Genomic DNA, 18,939 nt, shown 5'->3' on the forward strand with positions numbered 1-18,939 from the left:
TTAAATTAAAACTCCCAGCTCAGTGACGCCCAATAACGGCGGCCGTCTTCAACATAACCATACTCATCTTCAGTGATGTCTTTATCAAACATGTTATACACACCAAAGCCAAGTTTTACTGTGTTGGTTAAGTTATAGTTACCACCAATATCGGCCAAGGTATAATCTGGCGCAATAAGGCTACTTTGCGAAGGTCCAGTTGTTGGCTGGCTTTCTTCACCACGGTAATGAACACGTAACCAGCTGCCAAATTTATCACTGGGTTGCCAGTTAAAAGATGTTTGTAAAATATGCTTTGGTAACTGGTTTAATGGGCTGCCTTTGTACTCACCCGATTTTTGTTCGGAATCGGTGTAAGTGTAATTAGCCCTGACGTCGATATCGCTGGTGATGTCATACGACAGGGTAAATTCAAAACCTTGAGTAACTGCTTCATCCACATTGACATACGTAGTGGGCAATGAACCAAAGTCGTTAGGGCCATCTGTACACTGAGTTAGCGGGCAGGCAATACGGGTGATTTTGTCATCAAACTGATTATAAAACACGGTACTTGACACATTCAGATCACGACTCACATCGTAATAAATGCCCATTTCATAGTTAACGGACTTTTCTGGACTTAAATCTGCATTACCATAAATATTTCCGCCGCGACTTACTTGCCCCCAATCAGGAGTAGATTGGCGAATATTTGGCGCTCTAAAGCCTGTTGAGATACCGCCTTTAATAGTGAGATCATGGCTCGCGCTATACACACCGTATAAGCGAGGACTCCAATGACCGGCGAAATTACCATCATGATCGTATCTAAGTCCAGTAGTTAACTTAAATGCCTTAGTCGCGCTCCATTCGTCTTCTGCAAAGATAGACCATTGCTCATTCTCTACGTGTGTTAAATCACTAATTTTATTGCTGGTATAATCGTCCAGTGTTTCTTTTAAGTACGCAGCACCTACCGTGGCATTGTGATCGGTAATAATTGGCAAGGTCCAGCTAGTTTGTGCGTCAGTATTTTCTACAAACATTTCACGAGAGGTGTTGTCGAACTTATCGTACTTTAAGTAGCTGCGAGAAGAGCCAAAATCATAAAAGCCATTATGACTGAGTGAAAAGGTTTGTTGTTCATATTCAGTGGTTGATGATTCAGGGCATCCTCTGCGCCCGCAGCTTTCACCGGGAGCAAGTGCAGCAACGGTTTTACCAAGAGTGGCATCCAAGGTTTGTTTACCCGTGCCTGCCTCAAACATAATTTCGTGGTTAGCAGTGGGAGTTAAAATAAACTTCACTTTAATATTACTTTGCTCTTTGCCACGAAAACCTGCTGTAAAATCATCTTCATCTCGTTCTGAGAACTGGCCAGATAGCTGCACGCCTAGCAGTTCAGGAATGAGTCCACCAGCGGTAAAAAAACTGCCTTGATTAATATTGCCCGACTCACTGCGCTCTTGAATTGTGCTATCAAGGCGTACTTCACCATACCATTGCTCTGGCGTTTTTCGAGTAATAATGTTGATCACACCACCAATGGCATCAGAGCCATAAAGTGACGACATCGGGCCGCGAATAACCTCAATGCGCTCAATTGCTGAGATGGGTGGTGTCCACGCACCTTCAACGCCAGGGCCATCACTGTTAGGGCGTGTTTCACGGGATGTTTGCCGCTGTCCATCAATTAAAATCAACGTATATTGGCTCGCCATACCACGCAGGCTAATGTCTTTTCTGTCACCACCGCCTGTGACTACAACACCAGGTACATCGGTTAATGCATCGGTTAAATCACGATAAAAACGTTTTTCGAGCTGTGATCTATCTATCACACTAATACTGGCTGGTGCCTCTTTCAGCATTTGCTCACTGCCGGATGCAGATACCACAATCACTTCCATATCTTGCTTGGCATCATCCGCATGGGCTGACACACTTAAAGCGCTTAAAATTGCTGCAGTTAACGGTATTAATTTACGGCTTACCGTATTCATGATGATTCTCCGTGACTTTTGTTTTATAAATGATAATAATTAGCGTTTGCGATATTAATTAGAAGTTCCCACTTTCACAATGTGTGAATTCTTAAAGCTATGTTAAGCAGGACTTAAAGTTATGAATGGGAAATTACTCAAGGCACTTAATGTATTTGCTCGTACAGTCGAAACCGGCAACATGAGCCACGCAGCACAAGAGCTACTTATGACGACATCAGCGGTCAGCCAACAGATCAAACAACTTGAGCATGAACTGGGGTTAAGTTTGTTTAATCGCAGCCCTCGCGTTTTAACCTTAACGGAAGCAGGTCAGCTGTATTATCAAAGTTGTATTAAGATGTTGGCGCTAAGTTCAGCCACCTCTGAACAATTGCAGCAATTACAAAACAACCCAAGTGGGCAATTAAAATTAGTTGCGCCGGTTGGTTTTGGTGGAGGGCTCTTAAGTACGCCATTACAACAATTAATCAGTCAGTACGCGGATATTGATATTCAGCTCACCTTGTCGGACGAGCCTGTTGATATGATAAAAGCAGGAGCTGATTTAGCACTTGCCATTGGCCCGTTACAAGACTCAAACTTAATCGCAAGGCATTTAGTAGATTGGCCATTAGTGTTATGCGTGCATCACAGCCACCTGCTAGCCAATGAAGTAAATCACAATATTGAGCAATTAATCACCATGCCTAGAATTGCCCACATCAGCGCTGAATATGCGCTAACACACAAAACAACTAAACAAAGCGTTACATTACCTGAGCCACGGATCACTGTTAACAATATGCAAAGCATTATTCAGTTGGTATGTGATGGTGTTGGCTATGCCATTTTACCCGAGCCTGAAGTGCGAAGTTTATTACATTCAGGTGAATTAAAACCTTTGTGTACTGATTGGCAGTTACCGCATTACAGCGTATTTGCAGTTACACCTGCGCGGGATATTTTAGCTGCGAAAACAAAAGCTGCAATTTCCTTACTCAAAGAAAATTTTGCGGCTTTATCACGACCTAAAACAGTTAAAAATAATAATAAAGCGCTAATTTAACGCCATGATCAGCTTGCTGCCAATGACTATAATTGACCTCAGTACGCAGTGCAAAATCTTTTTCTAAGGCCCAATGCCAGCTCAGCTTTGCTTGACTACGCTGAGCTTGTTGATTATTTGCCAACCACTGAAATTGGCCACTGGCAGCAAATTTATGGGCTGGATTCAATTGCCAAATAATCCCTCCTTCAACCCCTGCGGCGGGGGAAATACCGTCACTAAAATCACCGCTATTTAAACCAATTGTGCCCAGTAGATAAGCATGCAATGAATTGGGATCGCCAATTGACTTTCCATATCCACCTTCAACAAAGCTGCGCCCTACTCGCTTAGTATTGCCAGCCGTGCGGTCAAAGCCCAACCGTAAGTTCCATGACCAAGTGTTAAACACTTGATTGTCAGGCGCTAAAGACATTGCATCGATTAAGTAAAGGTGCTCAAGCTGTAAATGCTCACCTGTATAACTGGCGTTGATATCTAAAAAGCTAATTTGTGCGCCGGGTATAAACCCAGCAGAGCTGTCGAGCAAGTCATGGTAGGCTAATCGATAAGCCAGCTCTGTAGTTTGCCCATAGTTTTTAGAGTCAGATCTTGCCAAAGCAACACGAGCAGAGCCATGGCCTTGCTCTGGTGATACTGTAGGCTTTGCTGGTTTGGTTAGCGGCGAGGCAATTTTATACTGACTGCGTTTTCTTAGCAGTTTAGTTAAGCGCGGCGCAATATCATCTCGGTTTAAACCTTGATCATAAAAATTAAAATTAAGCCACTCATAAGCTACTTCATAAATTGCGACGCTACGCTGGGCAGTAAACTGGCTGTTATCAAACTCTGCACCTGCCATTAACTGCTTTGCTGCCGCCAGCTCTTGTGGAGTAAGCTGTTTTGCGTAATGGTGTAATTTAGTCCCAAATGCAGGACGATAATCCGGCGTTTGAAGTAATCCTTGCCCATTTAGTACCGCCACAGTATCTGAGGGTATAGCATGAAAGCTAAACGAGCTGGTTAAATCCAGATCATCACGAGCCAACTGTAATAACGCCAATAACTGATAAGAACAATTTTCATCCGCAAAATAATAATCAAACGTCGCCGACTGCATTTCCCATAAATGCCATAAAATACGTTCAACCTCAGATTCAGAAAAACTCAGCGGGTATTCCCAAATATCTCGTGATTCAATATCACTATATTCACGCACCTTGCGATAATAAGGCATCAGGCTAAAGTTACCAGGGTATTTACCGATCAGTCCTTTTAACGCATACAAGGCAGCATTGTCATTTTCATCCGGCTCCGCGGCAAAGTTAACGGCAAACGCCACCAGCTCTTTATGACGCGTTTGATCTTTGGCATCTATACGCAGCAAGGTATGGCCAAACATTGACGAAGGACTATTCATATAAGCGGTTGGAAAAACCAGTGTCATCGCTTTAGGATTGATAAGCGAACGCCAATTTTCAAGTTCAGGACACGCTAGTGCCGCCCAGTCATTCGTAACCTGTGCTTTGAGCCATTGATAACGCGCTGGAAACTGGCAAATAATGGTTTTATTTTGTTGCTCGAACTCTTCCAGCGTGGCTGTAAATTCAGCTTTAGGATCCGTTTTACCCAAGGGGGATAGAAAAAAAGCAGTATCATCGACATCGCTTTCAAAACCACCACTAAGCTGCGGCCGATAATGGCCCAACTTTAACCAGTAGGGTTTTTCCCAAAGAGGCTCAGCAGCAACAGGTTTAGCAAAAATGGCAAAACAAAAAAATAATAAAGATAGCGCAAGTAAATTTTTCATCGTCATATATACAACAAAAGCCCCTATTGGGGCTTTAAATAAATTTATATTCAGCTAGCTAATTAAGATAGCGTGTATGCTGAAAGTGATGCATCACTTGCTACAACTGAGTTTAGGTTTTCTAAAACAGTTTGCGAAGTCACGTTTTCAGATGTGAAAACAGTGGCAAATTGGCTTTGCGCTAGTGCATTAAATGCTGCTTTATCTTGATCTTGAACACCCCAGATCTCAGCAAGCGTAGATAACGTTTCGCCTTCGCCTTGTGACATATCACGTGCTAATTGTTCCATGTTGCCATCGATAAATTGCGCGATTTTGGCTGATGAAGTAACAGTACCTGTACCATCACAACCAAGCGTACCAAATGTAATACCAAACGTTTGGTTACCAGACGTACCGTTTGTAGTTGCACCCAATACTTTTACTGCTTTACCGTCTTTACCGGCAAATAACATTGAACCCAAACCACAACCAATATCTTGATCGGCCATTGCATTTGAGAAAGGAAGAAGTGAGATAGCTGCTACTGCGATTAGTTTTTTCATTTAATAAATCCTTATATTTAATTGCTTATATTTGAGATAAATAAAAGCGTCTAAAGGCTAGCATAAAAATAAATTAAATAAAGAAGTAATTACCCAAAACAATAACAAAAAGCATTTTTGCGATTAAGATTACATACCCTGATGAACTCTGATGACTTACCGCCACAGGATATATACCTTATAAAATTGTCACTTAATTTTTATAACTTAGGATTACTATTGCTTACGGCATTAAACAAATTTCCTGCTTGGGTTCGATTAGTAACATCCAGCTTCCCAAAAATCATAGAGATATGATTTTTTACCGTTTTTTCAGATATTTGTAATAAATCGGCTATTTTTTTATTTGAATGCCCACAAGCAATTAGGTGCAAAACTTTAAATTGAGACGGGGTTAAGGACGCCACTTTGTTAACTGAGTCACTGTTTGCACTGCGTGAGGGTGTAGCTGGAAATTGATATTCGCCATGCATTATATCTACAATACATTGTACTAGTTTTTCAACATCCATTGATTTAGATAAAAACTCTGAAGCTCCTAAACTTAAACATTTAATTTTAACATCAATGGTGTCATGTGCACTTAAAACTACAATGGGGATTTCAGGATAGATTCGACGTACATAATAAATGCCCGCGTCACTGGTTGAACCTGGCATTTCAAGATCTAATAAGATTAAGTCAACCTCACTATCGCTCTTGTCGAGTAACTCAAATAGTTCAATGTAACTTTTTACGCTATCTATGTACAAAGGGAGCGCGCATTTATGCAAGGCATCTGTAATACCTTGTAAAAACATTGGATGATCATCAGCAATTAAAATCGTAAACTCATTCATAGCAACCTCAGTGAGTTTTTGATTGAATAACCCATGATAGCTTATTTTTTTTAATTGGTTTACTTAAAAAGATAAAGTCACTGGTTTCTCTGACTAGCTGCCGCAATGAAGCATCTTCAGACATAATGATCACCAACTGTTGATCTATTACTTTCAGAGAATGTAGTTTTTTAGCCAGCTCAAGGCCTGTTTCATCAATGCCTAAGTTATAGTCAAACATCACTACTTTATACTGCGCAACCGCCGCAGTAATACGTTCAATATCGATAACAACGAGTGTATCAGCAGCGAAGCCTAGTTGCGATAAGCTATTACTCAACTCATTGGCAAAAAACGCATCATTATCGATCACTAAAACATTCTTCACGCCAGAGGGTACAGACGTTACTGAGTTATTTTGCGATACACAAAGTGGTAACTGCAAGGTGAACTCAGTGCCCAATTCGTTACTCTGTAAACGGATGGGCACATCGAGTACGTCGGCAATTTGTTTAACTATCGCAAGCCCAAGCCCAGTCCCTCGATAATGATCTGTTCCCCTAACAAAGGTCGAATAGAGGTTTGATTTTACACTAGCTGGCAACCCTTGCCCTGTGTCTTTAACGCTCAGCGCAAGATACTTATCACAATAATTTGCTTCGACAGTCACAACGCCCCCAGTTTGAGTATTTTTAATGGCGTTATCTATAAGGTTATTGACTAAGCGCGATAGCAAAAATCGGTCACTAAACAAAAAGAGCTTACCGCCATGATTTTTAAACGTTAAGGTAACCTTATACTGTATCGCTAAATCGCTAAATCGCTTTTGCAGCTCAGTAATAAAGTCACTCAGTGCAAAGCTGGTTGGATTTGCAGTAATTTGTTTGGCATCGAATTTAGCTAAATTAACAATCGACTCAACTAAATTATCGAGCATTTGTATCTCTTCCATTAATGGTTCTTTATCAGGCGAGCTATCGTCTATAAGCTGTTTTAATTTCCAACGAATAGCATTAAGGGGAACTCGCAAGTCATGACTGGCTGAAGCAATAAATCGTGTTTTATCAATATTCGCTTTCACTGCTAATTGACGTTGTATTCGATATTGTTCTGTTTTCTCGCGCACTTCTTTGGCTAATTTTAAGCCATATTTTTGCTGCTCGATGGAAGCCAATTGTGTTTCATACAAGGTTTTATTTTTTGCCCGTAACTTTTTGACAAATAAACTGATCAACAATGCAAAAAATATAAAAATATACACAGCCAGCATTTCTGAGCGGCGATAAAACGGCGGCTGTACCTCAAAGAAGCTGGTATTATTCAGTATCTCAATGCCATCAGGGGTAATTAACCTAAACTCTAGCAGGTATTCACCCGATGTCGGTTGCAGTAATTTAATTTCTCGCCCTTGTGCTTCATTCCAGTGCGCATCTAATAGCGCATCCTGTTTGTGTAAATTTTTAATTCTAAACTGTAATTGGGCATTTTTAGATTGCAGTAAATCATCTGAGTAAATTAAAAAACTGAGTAAACTCGGCTGTTGATAGCTTGCTTCATTTTGATATTTAACAAAATTCAAATCTTTAGAAACAGCGCTGATCCCCAGTGATTGTGGCTGCTTTTTAAATTCTCTTGCAAACGCATTAAAAATATAAACACTGGCTGTTGTGGCAATAAACACTTGACCATCTACATTACCGCAACTTGTAATGCCCACATGCTCTGGGTTAAAACCTCTACCATCTCCTATCCAATCATTATATTTAAAATTTGCTGCCAAAATGCTAATACCCTTAGCACTGACCAACCACGTATTATTATTTTTATCAGTCACCATACACTCAGATTGGAAGTGTCGGTTAAGGTTTACATGATTTGCTTTATTAGGTTTAGACTGATCAATATAAAATATGCCATTATCAAGCGACTGCAGCCATAATCGTTGTTCTCTATCAAGATATAAATTAACCGGTACTTGCGGACCCTTGATCAATTTAGCGGTTTTCAAATTACTCTTTTTATCTTCTAAATCAATCACTAACAAACCTTGTCGCTGGCTTGCAATATAGAGCTTATGGTTCGCTTTTTTTATATCGGCAATATTTATATTACCTAGGTAAAAACTCTCTTTTAATATTAGCCTGTCATCTAAACGGGAAAATAAATAAACCGTTTCCCAGCTTACAGCAATTATTTCATTATGTTTTTGCTGTTTGTACACCGCTAATAATTGACTTTGATCGACTTGAGAGTCAATGATGAGCTTGTTTAGCTTCCCAGCTGAAAATTCATATATACTGCCTTCAACAGTGATAATGAGATTTTCATCTGACATAATAATCGGTGTTTTTAGTGTTGTTTCTTGGAAACCTTCCGCAATATTACTATTGAGGTTAACAGCAGTAATAGTATGCTCATTGACACTAAACAATTGACTATTTAAAGAAAATACATTACCAAATAGTCGACTATTGTTTGAATATTTAACATTTTTAAAGCCTAAATCACTTTGATTTAAACTATAAAAGCCATTAGTAGTCCCTATCCACATTTGCTTAGCACTGGCATTAAATGCGGTTAACGCCATTTCAGCTTGTAAATAGGCATTATTATTACTTTTTGGCAAAATAGTGTGTAGCATTTGCAATGATGTTTGGTCATATACACTCATACCTCGGCGAGTTAACACATAGATATGTTCATCCACTGCAAAAATTTTTGAGACTAAATTACTGGCAAGTCCATTTTGCTCCTCAAAATGGGCAATTACTTTTTTATTTTCAATTATATAAACCCCTTCTGCATAAACACTTATCCAGAGGCGGCCAGGCTTATCTATAAACGCATAGCGTCTATCTTTAGTGCTCAACAATGAATCGGAAGATAGCAATGGCTCTATATCATTGGTTTTGTAGCTGTATGAATAAACACCACTTTTAGTGCTTAACATCAGTAGGTCATCAGCGATTTGACTGATCGATGAAACTGGCCCTACGCCAGCCGGTAAAGTCACTTTAGATATGATGTTGTCTTTTATTGACCAATGAATTAATTTATTGCTGGCAACAATATAAGCAGATAAATCATCGGTAAATATGAGGTGATTAGCGCGCTTAAGTAACCCTGTATCGTCATTAACATGAGTCACTTTAAATGTATAAGGGTCAACAATATCAATGCCGTCCAAACTGAGCACATACATTACGTTTTGATGACTGATAACACGTGTGATCACGTTCGACTTTAAATTAGGCTTGGCGACCGTTTGTAAATTAGTGACGCCCAAACCATCTACTATATCAACACCATTTGGCGTGGCAAGCCAAGCTCTGCCGAGTGGATCTTGGTTTATATCGTAAACACTGTTATGCGATAAGCCACCCGTTGTATCCCAATGGCGTGCAAAAGGTGAGTGAGTGTTCGCGTAAACCGTGTTGGCAAGAGCGATACAAAAGACAAGGAGTATTATTCGAAAAAGAACAACCATATAAAATAAAGCAGAGGTTACCCTCTGCTTTGTCATTAACATATTTTATTTACGTCGTCTAAACATGGCGGGAATTGCCAATAAAAGCAAGTAATAAAGTGAGCCACTGTCCTCTGTATCATCTTCAACAATCACTTCATTTTCTTTATTTACAGTAATTGTCTTAGTTGCTGAGTGTGTTAATTCTCCATCACTAACCAGTACTTCAAACTCCAGCACCGAATCAACTTCAACACGTGGCATAGTCACTGTAATACTTTGTCCTTGTTGCACACCAGCCATTGCTGACACGCCAGCCACTTGACGCCATAAGTAAGTTACCTCAGTATCACTATCATCCGTTACATTCGCAGTTAAAGTAACTGTTTGACCTGCATCGCTTGCATCAACAGATGCATCAATTGACACCTGTGGTGCTTCGTTACTATTAACTTGAGTAAATGATTGCGATGTTTGCCAATTACCAAAGTCAGTGCTCATAGTTACCGTGTGCTTAAATTCACCGGTTAACTTTTCAACTAAAGTCACAGGGACTGTCAGCGTTGTTGGTGATGCTGTATTAGCAGGCACAGTTAACGTATGCGAGATTGTGCTCGTTTTGGGTGCAAATCCATCTAGCGAATCACCAGTAACCATAAAGCCGTCTGCTAAATTTAAAGTAATTGTATAGTTAACATCCTGAGCTAATAAGTTAGGCGCAAATTCAAATTGCATGTCAGTCTCTTGACCAACGCTTATTGAGTCGCTGTCTAGGCTTACACTCGCAGGCGCCCCCAGTTGATTCACTTTAAAGTTAGTCTCTGCAAACTTACTATAATCACCTGTTAACTCATTGCGCATATAAGTTGTAATAGCACTGTAGTAACTTGCATTAGTTTCTAGTGCACCATCCCAAATTGCTGACATTGCCAGTTCATCAAATGCAAATGAGCCGCTTTGCTTGGTCACATTCATTGCTACAGAGTTTTCATCTGTCGCTTTTACCACATCAATAGTCACGCTTGCAGAATCAGCATCTTGGTTTTCATAGTTCCACGCCATAACCCAGTATGTGCCTGATAGCCCACCAGATAATTGACAGTGTTCTCCCACATTCTTATCTGTTGCAGAAACACAAATACGCTCAATTAGTTGTGGAATACCATCGCCATTACTATCTAATCCGATGAATAAATCAGTATCTTGATTTGAGGCTTCACCGATATAAATATCAATAGGTGAACTTCCGGCTTCAATATCCATTAAGAAATAAGCCACGCCATCTGTTAAATCATCAAACGGTGTATTAATGTCACTGTCATTGGTTAATATTAACTGATACGAATCAGCTTTGATCAATGGCGAGTTTTGAAAGAAAATACCTTCAGGACGTCTAAACTTAAAGCCATTTAAATCCATTTTACCTTGTAGGTAATAGTAATCTTCCGTTAATTGCGACGGCGCAACAGCCACCAGTGGTCTAATATGCATTGGCATTGCTAGCGTTTGTTCACTCGAGGTCAACTCAATACTGCTAGAGATCCAATCATCTGCTGCACTTTCAGCTATCGTTGCAGAGAATGTTACTTCATAGCTTTCCCCCGCCTTTGCTGCAATCACATTGGGGGTAATAGACATTGATGATAAAGAGTAATTATTTTTTGCTAATGATAATGTCCAATCGGCATCTTTTGTCGCAGTAAATGTTCTTGTCCAGCTACATGAACCTTCACAGTTAGCATCCACTAATAAAGGCATATTGAGTGTTGTTGTATCAGCGCCTGTCGCGGGGTCTGCAGCCAAAAACTCATTTTTGGTAACATTCATGATCAGCCCTGATTCTACGGCTAAATCAGCACGCACCATACCAGCTCCCATATCCCATAGGTCCGCAGCAGTCGTACCATCTTCTTTCTTCATTTCAGTATTTGCTGTTAACATCATCGCCGATTGAATTTCTGATGGCGTCCACTCAGGATGTAATTGGGTGATCAACGCAGCTATTCCGGCAATATGTGGTGATGCCATTGACGTACCCGTTAAGAACGTATAGTCACTAGGCGCTGGATTTGCGTGAAAAGGTTGTTCATCCGTATAAGCTGCGTAGATATCAGTTCCTGGTGCTGAAATATGCGGCACCATTAGATCAGGATATAGGCTATTAGGACCACGTGACGAACTCACGTTAACTACATTTGCAGCGTTTAAATCAACCCGCTTATCGCCTGCTGATAAAGTAACTGTTGGTGTTTCTTCGTTATCTATCCAGGTTTTTAATGCATTACCGCTGGATTGATCAATCATAATGCCCGGTATTGAGAAAGGCAAAGAATGTAATTGAGTAGACGAACCGTCGGTGTTACGAATAATAATTCCGGTAGCACCGTGAGCCCGCACATTTTGAGCCATATCCATTAATGCGAAAGTACCACGGTCGCAGAGCACAACTTTGCCTTCCAGTTCAGGAAAACTCTGAAAAGCATAAAAATCACATCGATTTCGGCTAGGGTCAACGTCACCTGCATAAACAACTTCACCTGATAATGCAGCACTCATATTACCGCGACCTACAATATCATCAAATTGCGTTGTATTGTCAGTTGATGCTGATAAGCTTTTTTCAAAGTAGCGACCATGACTTGCATTGGCAACTATCGTTGTCCATGGAGCTAGATGACCAATCGTAGACGAGCCTGAACCTGAGTTACCCGCTGAAAGCGCTATAAATGTGCCAGCCTCATGTGCTGCTAAAAATGCCATATCAAGCGCATCACTCCAAGGGTGTGGACCTTCACCATTTGGACCAATCGACATATTGATCACATCGATACCATTTTCAATCGCATCTTCTACCGCTTGCAACATCGCATCTGGTGCGCACCCTCCTGTTGGTAAACACACTTGAAAAGACACAATATTCGCATGAGGGGCCATACCAGCCATTTGACTAATATTGGTTCCTGCTACTGGAATACCATCACTTACTGCTTCATTACCAACATTGTAGTAAGGTAAGTCACGTAAAATATTTCCTGCTGCAGTTGATGCAACATGGCTTCCATGACCATTATAATCAACGCCATTTTCTGGACGAACACCGCCATAATTAACTGTCACTGACTCATAATGGAAAACACCGATAAGTTTATCATTACACAAAGTGGCATCTTCAGTACAATCACCAATATAGTGACCGATAGGGTTAGTATGCACATAGCCATCATCACCTTGCGCCGCAAATGATGGGTGGTCAGTATTAACTCCTGAGTCAATAATCCCCATAATGACGCCTTCACCTTTGGCAGGCATCGTTGTGCCATTAACTCCTTGCCATACTGTTTCAGCACCAAGTTGCTCTGGGCTTACATCAGTATTGAGTTTATATTCCACTTGGCGAATAACTTTAAGTACTTGCGGTAGCTCAAGTAATTTTTCGGCTTCTTGCTCTGTTAAATCAACCGATATACCGTTAAATGCAGTTTGATAACGGTGATGGATTTTCGGTATACGACCAAGCATTGAACTCAAGTCAGTGGTAAAGCTTGCTTGTTTTTGTTCTATCGATTGCTTGCGCGCCTTAACAGGTGCAGCTTGCATATTGAGCTTTGCTTTTTTGGTACGGTATTGATCTGCTAAAAACGCTGTTGGTAAATCACGCAATTGTACAAAATAACGATTGGTAGCAAATTCTGCATCCATCGCTATAACATGATTTACTTTTTTCTCATAGGCAAATGGTTTATTGCTGGCAAGTGCGCTGGCAGCAAATGGCAAGGCAACTAATACACTTGCACTTAATAAATTCTTTAAAAACATGGTTATCTCCAATTCAACGAACGACGTACACTAACTGCTAACAACATGGCTAAAAACATCCAGCCGCTACTACCACTGTCTTCATCTTCATTAGAATCATCTTCAACAAGATCTGGGTTATCTAAAATATACACAGAAAAACTTTGCTCAGCGGTTTCACCATTGGCATCGGTCACTGTTAACATAACGGTTGATTTATCTGCCACATCCACAAAAGGTGCGTAAACACTGGTGGTCAATTCATTAACATCACTAATCGTTAGATCGGGACCAGCAGCTTGCTGCCACTGCACAGTTAATGGCAACTTTGCGCCAACAACTTGTGCTGCAATAATCCCAGCTTCACCTTCGACTAATTGAATATCTTGGCCTTCAATCATCATTGTTTTGTCGTTTTCAACAACCACATTAACCTGCGCTTGTGAGTTAAGCTCACCATCACTTACAGTTAATTGAAATGCAAAGGTCGTAGGTTCAATAATACTCGGGCTGGTGAACTCAAGTGCCTGTGCATGTGCATCAAAGCTCACGGCAGGCCCTGATAACTGCTGCCAGTTAAAAGTCAATTCGGCTGAATCTGGGTCAACCACTGTTGCAGTAATATTGACTGCTTGTTGTTCACCAACGTTCGTTGTTTCTGCAACATCAATACTTGGGGCATCTGCAACTTCGTTAACACGTACAACATAGTCATAACTTGCCACCCTACTACTATCGTTAGCATCAGTTAAAGTTACTGTTAATGGTAAAATACCATTAAAGTTTTCAGCTGGATGAACTGTTAGCTGGATTTTGTTACTCTCAGGTATGAGTTGAGCTTCCACTGTATGGTCTAGGGCTGCATCTACTGACACTAAATAACTAGTTTGTACATCATCTGTATAAAGCACATTAGTGATTAAACTTTCATCTTCGTCTATGACCCAAGGTGTGACTGGCTCAGACAATACAATTCCCGAATTTAAATAGTTATCAGCATCAGTGTTAAGGCTATGAACATAGCTATTAACATCAGGATTACGGAAAAACTTAAAGCTTGCTTGTGTTTCACCAAATGGAGAAATGGCAGCTGCAATTGACTGAGTTTCACCGTCTTCTAGTTGAGCAAATAAAGTATCTTGAAGTACCTCTCCTTGTGGCGTAAAGTCAACGCGGCGTAAATCTGCACCAACGCCACTATCTAATAAACTACGCTTGTACAAAATAGAATACTGGCCATTGTAATAACCTAGTTTACCGCCATCCATATAGCCTGCATCTTTAGTCAAATCAATATCAAGATTATTTACCAATGAAACAGGTTCAGTACCGAGAAGTAACTTACCATCTAGACTTACCTTTTGAAAAAACACACTGTAATTGTGGTTTCTACCTTGATTTACAAGGCCTCGGCTGATCCAAGCAATAGCTATATGATCTTCCTGAAACCATAAGGTAGGAGTATTAACGTCACTAAATGTTGCAACATCACTAGGTGATACACGTATACCATTACCTTTAAAAGACAGGTGGCCCTTTTTATCAATATGTTGTAGTTGGATATCAGCAGTTGTATTCATTGGTTGACGCCAAGCAAATGCAACACCACCATCGCCATCGTCATACAGCTTAATATCTGTGACTCCTCGTGAAGGTATACTATACTCCTGTGGTATAATGGGTTTCACATCCCACAACACGTCTCCCGTGTAAGAGCGTTTTTGTGCAAACAATGAAAAGCCATTATCATTATCTCGCGGCCCCTGATAAAGCAGAATTACACCATCTTTTACCATTTTTATGTCTAATACACTGATGTAGTGTGCCTTATTCGTGACTTTATCTTTCCAGAGCTCTTCACCACTATGACTATACATACCAAACTCAATAACTGACGTGCTAGGGCTATCTTGATAACCGATAGCATAGCTCACCCCTTGCACACCAGTTGATAGGTCGCCATAAATAACATCATATAAATCATCTGGAGTCACTAAAGCTGACGTAGGCCAAGCAGGCTCACCATTGCTGGCTGTTTTACTTAACACAAAGTCATTAGTTGTCTGATCTGGGATAATGGTATAAATAGCATCATCTGGTGCAATGCCTAATGACCAAATAACAGTATAACTTTGGTCTCGGTCTCTAATTAAAGTGGGCATACCATTCCATAATAAGTCCCCCTCACGACTTATTTTACGAATTTCGAGATCATTCTTTTTTTCTGAGTTAGCATAACCAATTATCATATTACCTTGTGAGTCAATAGCTAAATTAGGCGATGATATACTTGTTCCTACAGCTAAATAAGGGTCTGAATCCCCCCAACTGGCGTAGCTCTGAATTGATTGCACGATCAGCGCCGCTGACAGCAAATATTTAAATTTACGTTTCACTTGTTACCTCTTTCTTCTATTTATTGACATTTAATTAATAATTACATATCAATCAAAGCAACACATGACCCATAAGTCCCATCTACCCTAGGAAAAAAGTCCCATGCGAGGTAATAAAAATATTTAAAGAAGGTATTTAACAAAAACTAAAATATAGAATTAACGTGGAAATAGAGGGCTAATTCAGCCCTCTATTTATTGGTAGTAGTATTTTTTATTTAATTTGCAACAGCTATTATGGAAATTGTACCAAGAGGATCCACCCTATAATCTTCACTTGGTTCACCTTCATCGGCAGTGATAATTAGCTTACCATTAGGGCTAAAGGTGACCATATCAGGTAGTGAACCTACTGATGCGATCATTTCAAGTTCATACGTTGTGGTATTAAACACAGCAACCACACCTGTATCTGTTTTTACCCCAGACTCGATTGCTGCTGCGAGTTTACCATTTGCAACAGCGACTGAGTTGACCCCTTCGCCGTAGTAACTGATATCAATGGTTGCTAAAACAGCAAGGGTGGCAGGGTTGGCAAAGTCTATGACTTCAATGCGTGGTGCGCTCAGTAAGCTGCCGTTGTTAACCACAAATAAGCGCTTAGTAAGCTCATCATAAGCGGTAATTTCTGCAGCACCTTCACCACCTTCCAGTAACAGTCGTGATGTAAAGTCAAACTTACCTTCGCTGTTTTCAACATAGACTGTGATATTACCGCTATCTTCGTTTGATACGACTAGATGTGCTTTACCTGTAGGGCTTTGCGCTGCGGCTATAAATAACACACCTTCCGGCGCATCATCATCTTGTGTGACTAGCATTTGTACAAAGCTAACTGCCGTTACATCACTAACATCGTAAACAGCCACCGCATCCGCACGCTCCAAGGCAATAAAAGCATAACGCTTGTCACCGACCATTCCCGTTGTGATACTTTCAGGCTCAGTGCCTTTTGCGTCACTGCGGTCATCAGGGTAAACACCGGCTTTTTGCGCTTCGATAGCTAGCGATACACCGCTATCGTACACTTGTTCACCAGTATTACCGTTGTAAATTGAGAAAGAGCGCGCACCAAAACTGTATAGTTTGTTATGGCTTGATGCTGCATTATCGGAATCAACATATTGCGAAACTAATAAACGACCGAGTTCTGCGTCTGTTTGCAGCATAGACGCATCAGTAAATACCGATTCATCTAGTACAACATCTGCAACTTTTTCACCTTCTTCAAAGTTGGTAAACCAATCGCGCACATCACCTTCATTGGCAGTTAACACATAGTGCTTACCGTCTTGCTCAAACGTTGCAATGCCATCAGGTTGATACATACCCACTACATTTGCGCGAGTTTGTAATTTGATGATGTCGTCTTTATCGCTGGCATCAATTTCATTACCTTGTAGGCCATAATCTTTAAAACCTAACGGGAAAATATCAGTAATAGCTTTATTTACTAAATCAACTTTAGCTAAACCATTGTTCTCTTGCAGTGACACCCATGCAGTTGTGGAGTCTGCCGATACTGCAACATACTCAGGCTCAACATCCGCGGCCAAGTCAGCGTCTTTACCAAATACACGGAAACCTTTACTTTCAAGCTCTGCTTCTTGGTTATTAAATGCAGTAAAGTTAAGTGTTGTCGCGGTGGCAACAGTGGCTGGTGTGGCAAAGTTTTTACGCCCTGGGCTGGCATAAAGCTGTGGTGCATTACCTTCATCTAGATCAATAAAGTCCATGCCATCAGGGAAGCGGCCATAACTGTTAACATGAAAATCACCATAGCTGACTTGTTGGTGTACTGCACCTTGATATTTTAGCTTGATGGTTTCGCCTTTGCCGAGGCCAAAATCTTCATTATTGTTTAAGATTGCCGTCGCTGGCGCGCCATTTGGTAGCGCAGAGCCAACAACTAAGTCTGGTAACAATACGATAAAGCCATGACCTGGTATTTCAGTACCAGCAGGAATGGTCATGCCAGCTTCATTATTAGCTTCTCGGTCTAAGTCGACGAGTTCCCACTCATTAGATTCAAACACAAAGGGTTCTGATGATTTGTTATAAAGTTCAACATAATCAAAATCAGCGTCGTCACGGCCTTTAGATACCACTTCATTGATAACGATATCTGCGGCAGTTGCTCCCTCGACTACATCAGGAAGTTTATTAGCTGTACCTGGCGTTGCTTCCAATGCTTCATCTTGGCTATGCCAAACACCACCATCAGGTAAACGGCCCCAAGTTTCAACGTGGCTACCATCATTCCAGTTTACGCTTTGTACAATCTCATTATTATAAACAAGTAACGCCGTATCGCCTTTACCTAAACCAAAGTCAGTATCACCTTCACTTGCGGCAATCGTGCCCGCAGGCGCATCAAACGGTACACTAGTTTGATCCACTGCTATCACTAAAAAGCCACCCGCTTCAATAACCGTGCCCTGTGGGATTTTAATTCCAGGCTCTTTATCTTCTGAAAAACCTTTAATATCATTTACTGCCCAGTTAGCATCAAAGGTAAATGCTTCATCGGAGGTGTTATACAGTTCGATATAATCATAGCCACCACCTGTTGAGCGCAGTTCATTGATAACAATATCACCCTCTTCAGGCATCACAATAGCGTTAAATGTCGCTGTAATATCTTTATGACTATCCATAGTTAACGTAAGCGACGGCGCGTCATAATCAGCGCTGCCTATATCACCCGTCCAAGATACAAACTCATAACCCTCGCCAGCCTGAGCTGTTAACATAACAATGGCATTCTCTTCGTAATCTTCACGCTCAGGTGTGATCACGACATTACCTGCACTTTGCGGTGTAATTTCCAGCATTAATTGATAACGAGCAGGATCCATATCGTTGTTATTATCGAGATCACACCCGCTTAATGCACCCAGCATTAGTAAACTGCCTACTAATGGTTTAAGTTTCATATTTTGTCCTTGGTTATTTGTTAAATAAAACTGAACAAAACAATAATAAGAACAAATTACAAAGCGATGTTATTTACATGTAATAAACATGACAAACTAAATTATCACTTAGCTAACAGCTAACCACAGGCCAACGAACATCATTTCTAAAGCCAGCGTTA

The 18,939-nt window shown here is 40.7% G+C and carries 9 protein-coding genes; 1 reads left to right on the top strand and 8 read right to left on the bottom strand.

Annotated elements, in window-relative coordinates:
* Positions 1-5: 5 nt before the first annotated feature.
* A complete protein-coding gene (locus A7968_RS03835) occupies positions 6-1,985 on the bottom strand; it encodes a ligand-gated channel protein (protein WP_064665230.1) in 1,980 nt (659 codons plus the stop codon).
* A gap of 121 nt (positions 1,986-2,106) precedes the next feature.
* On the opposite strand from A7968_RS03835, the gene A7968_RS03840 reads away from it, so the two are divergent.
* The gene (locus A7968_RS03840) at positions 2,107-3,033 is read left to right on the top strand and encodes a LysR family transcriptional regulator (RefSeq protein ID WP_064665231.1); all 927 of its coding nucleotides are present in this window, start codon (positions 2,107-2,109) and stop codon (positions 3,031-3,033) included.
* Here the strand turns inward: A7968_RS03840 and A7968_RS03845 are convergent.
* The 7 genes from A7968_RS03845 to A7968_RS03875 all read right to left on the bottom strand — a co-directional run bounded on the left by A7968_RS03845 (position 3,005) and on the right by A7968_RS03875 (position 18,778).
* Entirely contained in the window at positions 3,005-4,828 is a 1,824-nt protein-coding gene (locus tag A7968_RS03845) for an Lnb N-terminal periplasmic domain-containing protein (RefSeq protein WP_227008938.1), read from the bottom strand. The genes A7968_RS03840 and A7968_RS03845 overlap by 29 nt on opposite strands.
* 56 nt (positions 4,829-4,884) lie before the next feature.
* The gene (locus A7968_RS03850) at positions 4,885-5,367 is read right to left on the bottom strand and encodes a DUF3015 domain-containing protein (RefSeq protein WP_064665233.1); all 483 of its coding nucleotides are present in this window, start codon (positions 5,365-5,367) and stop codon (positions 4,885-4,887) included.
* Positions 5,368-5,567: 200 nt separating this feature from the next.
* Positions 5,568-6,206 carry a response regulator transcription factor gene (locus A7968_RS03855; RefSeq protein ID WP_064665234.1) on the bottom strand — a complete coding sequence of 213 codons (639 nt, stop codon included), beginning with the start codon at positions 6,204-6,206 and terminating at the stop codon, positions 5,568-5,570.
* 7 nt (positions 6,207-6,213) lie between these two features.
* Positions 6,214-9,708, bottom strand: a complete 3,495-nt coding sequence (locus tag A7968_RS03860) for a hybrid sensor histidine kinase/response regulator (RefSeq protein ID WP_167542951.1) — start codon at positions 9,706-9,708, stop codon at positions 6,214-6,216.
* Between the two features lie 9 nt (positions 9,709-9,717).
* Positions 9,718-13,467, bottom strand: coding sequence for a S8 family serine peptidase (locus A7968_RS03865; RefSeq protein WP_064665236.1), 3,750 nt, complete (start codon positions 13,465-13,467; stop codon positions 9,718-9,720).
* A 2-nt stretch (positions 13,468-13,469) separates the two neighbouring features.
* Positions 13,470-15,842: a PKD domain-containing protein gene (locus A7968_RS03870; protein WP_064665237.1), complete on the bottom strand. Its 2,373-nt coding sequence runs from the start codon at positions 15,840-15,842 to the stop codon at positions 13,470-13,472.
* Positions 15,843-16,060: 218 nt separating this feature from the next.
* Positions 16,061-18,778 carry a choice-of-anchor I family protein gene (locus A7968_RS03875; protein WP_064665238.1) on the bottom strand — a complete coding sequence of 906 codons (2,718 nt, stop codon included), beginning with the start codon at positions 18,776-18,778 and terminating at the stop codon, positions 16,061-16,063.
* Between the last annotated feature and the right edge of the window lie 161 nt (positions 18,779-18,939).

Source organism: Pseudoalteromonas prydzensis (assembly GCF_001661495.1).
GTDB classification, from domain to species: Bacteria; Pseudomonadota; Gammaproteobacteria; order Enterobacterales; family Alteromonadaceae; genus Pseudoalteromonas; species Pseudoalteromonas prydzensis.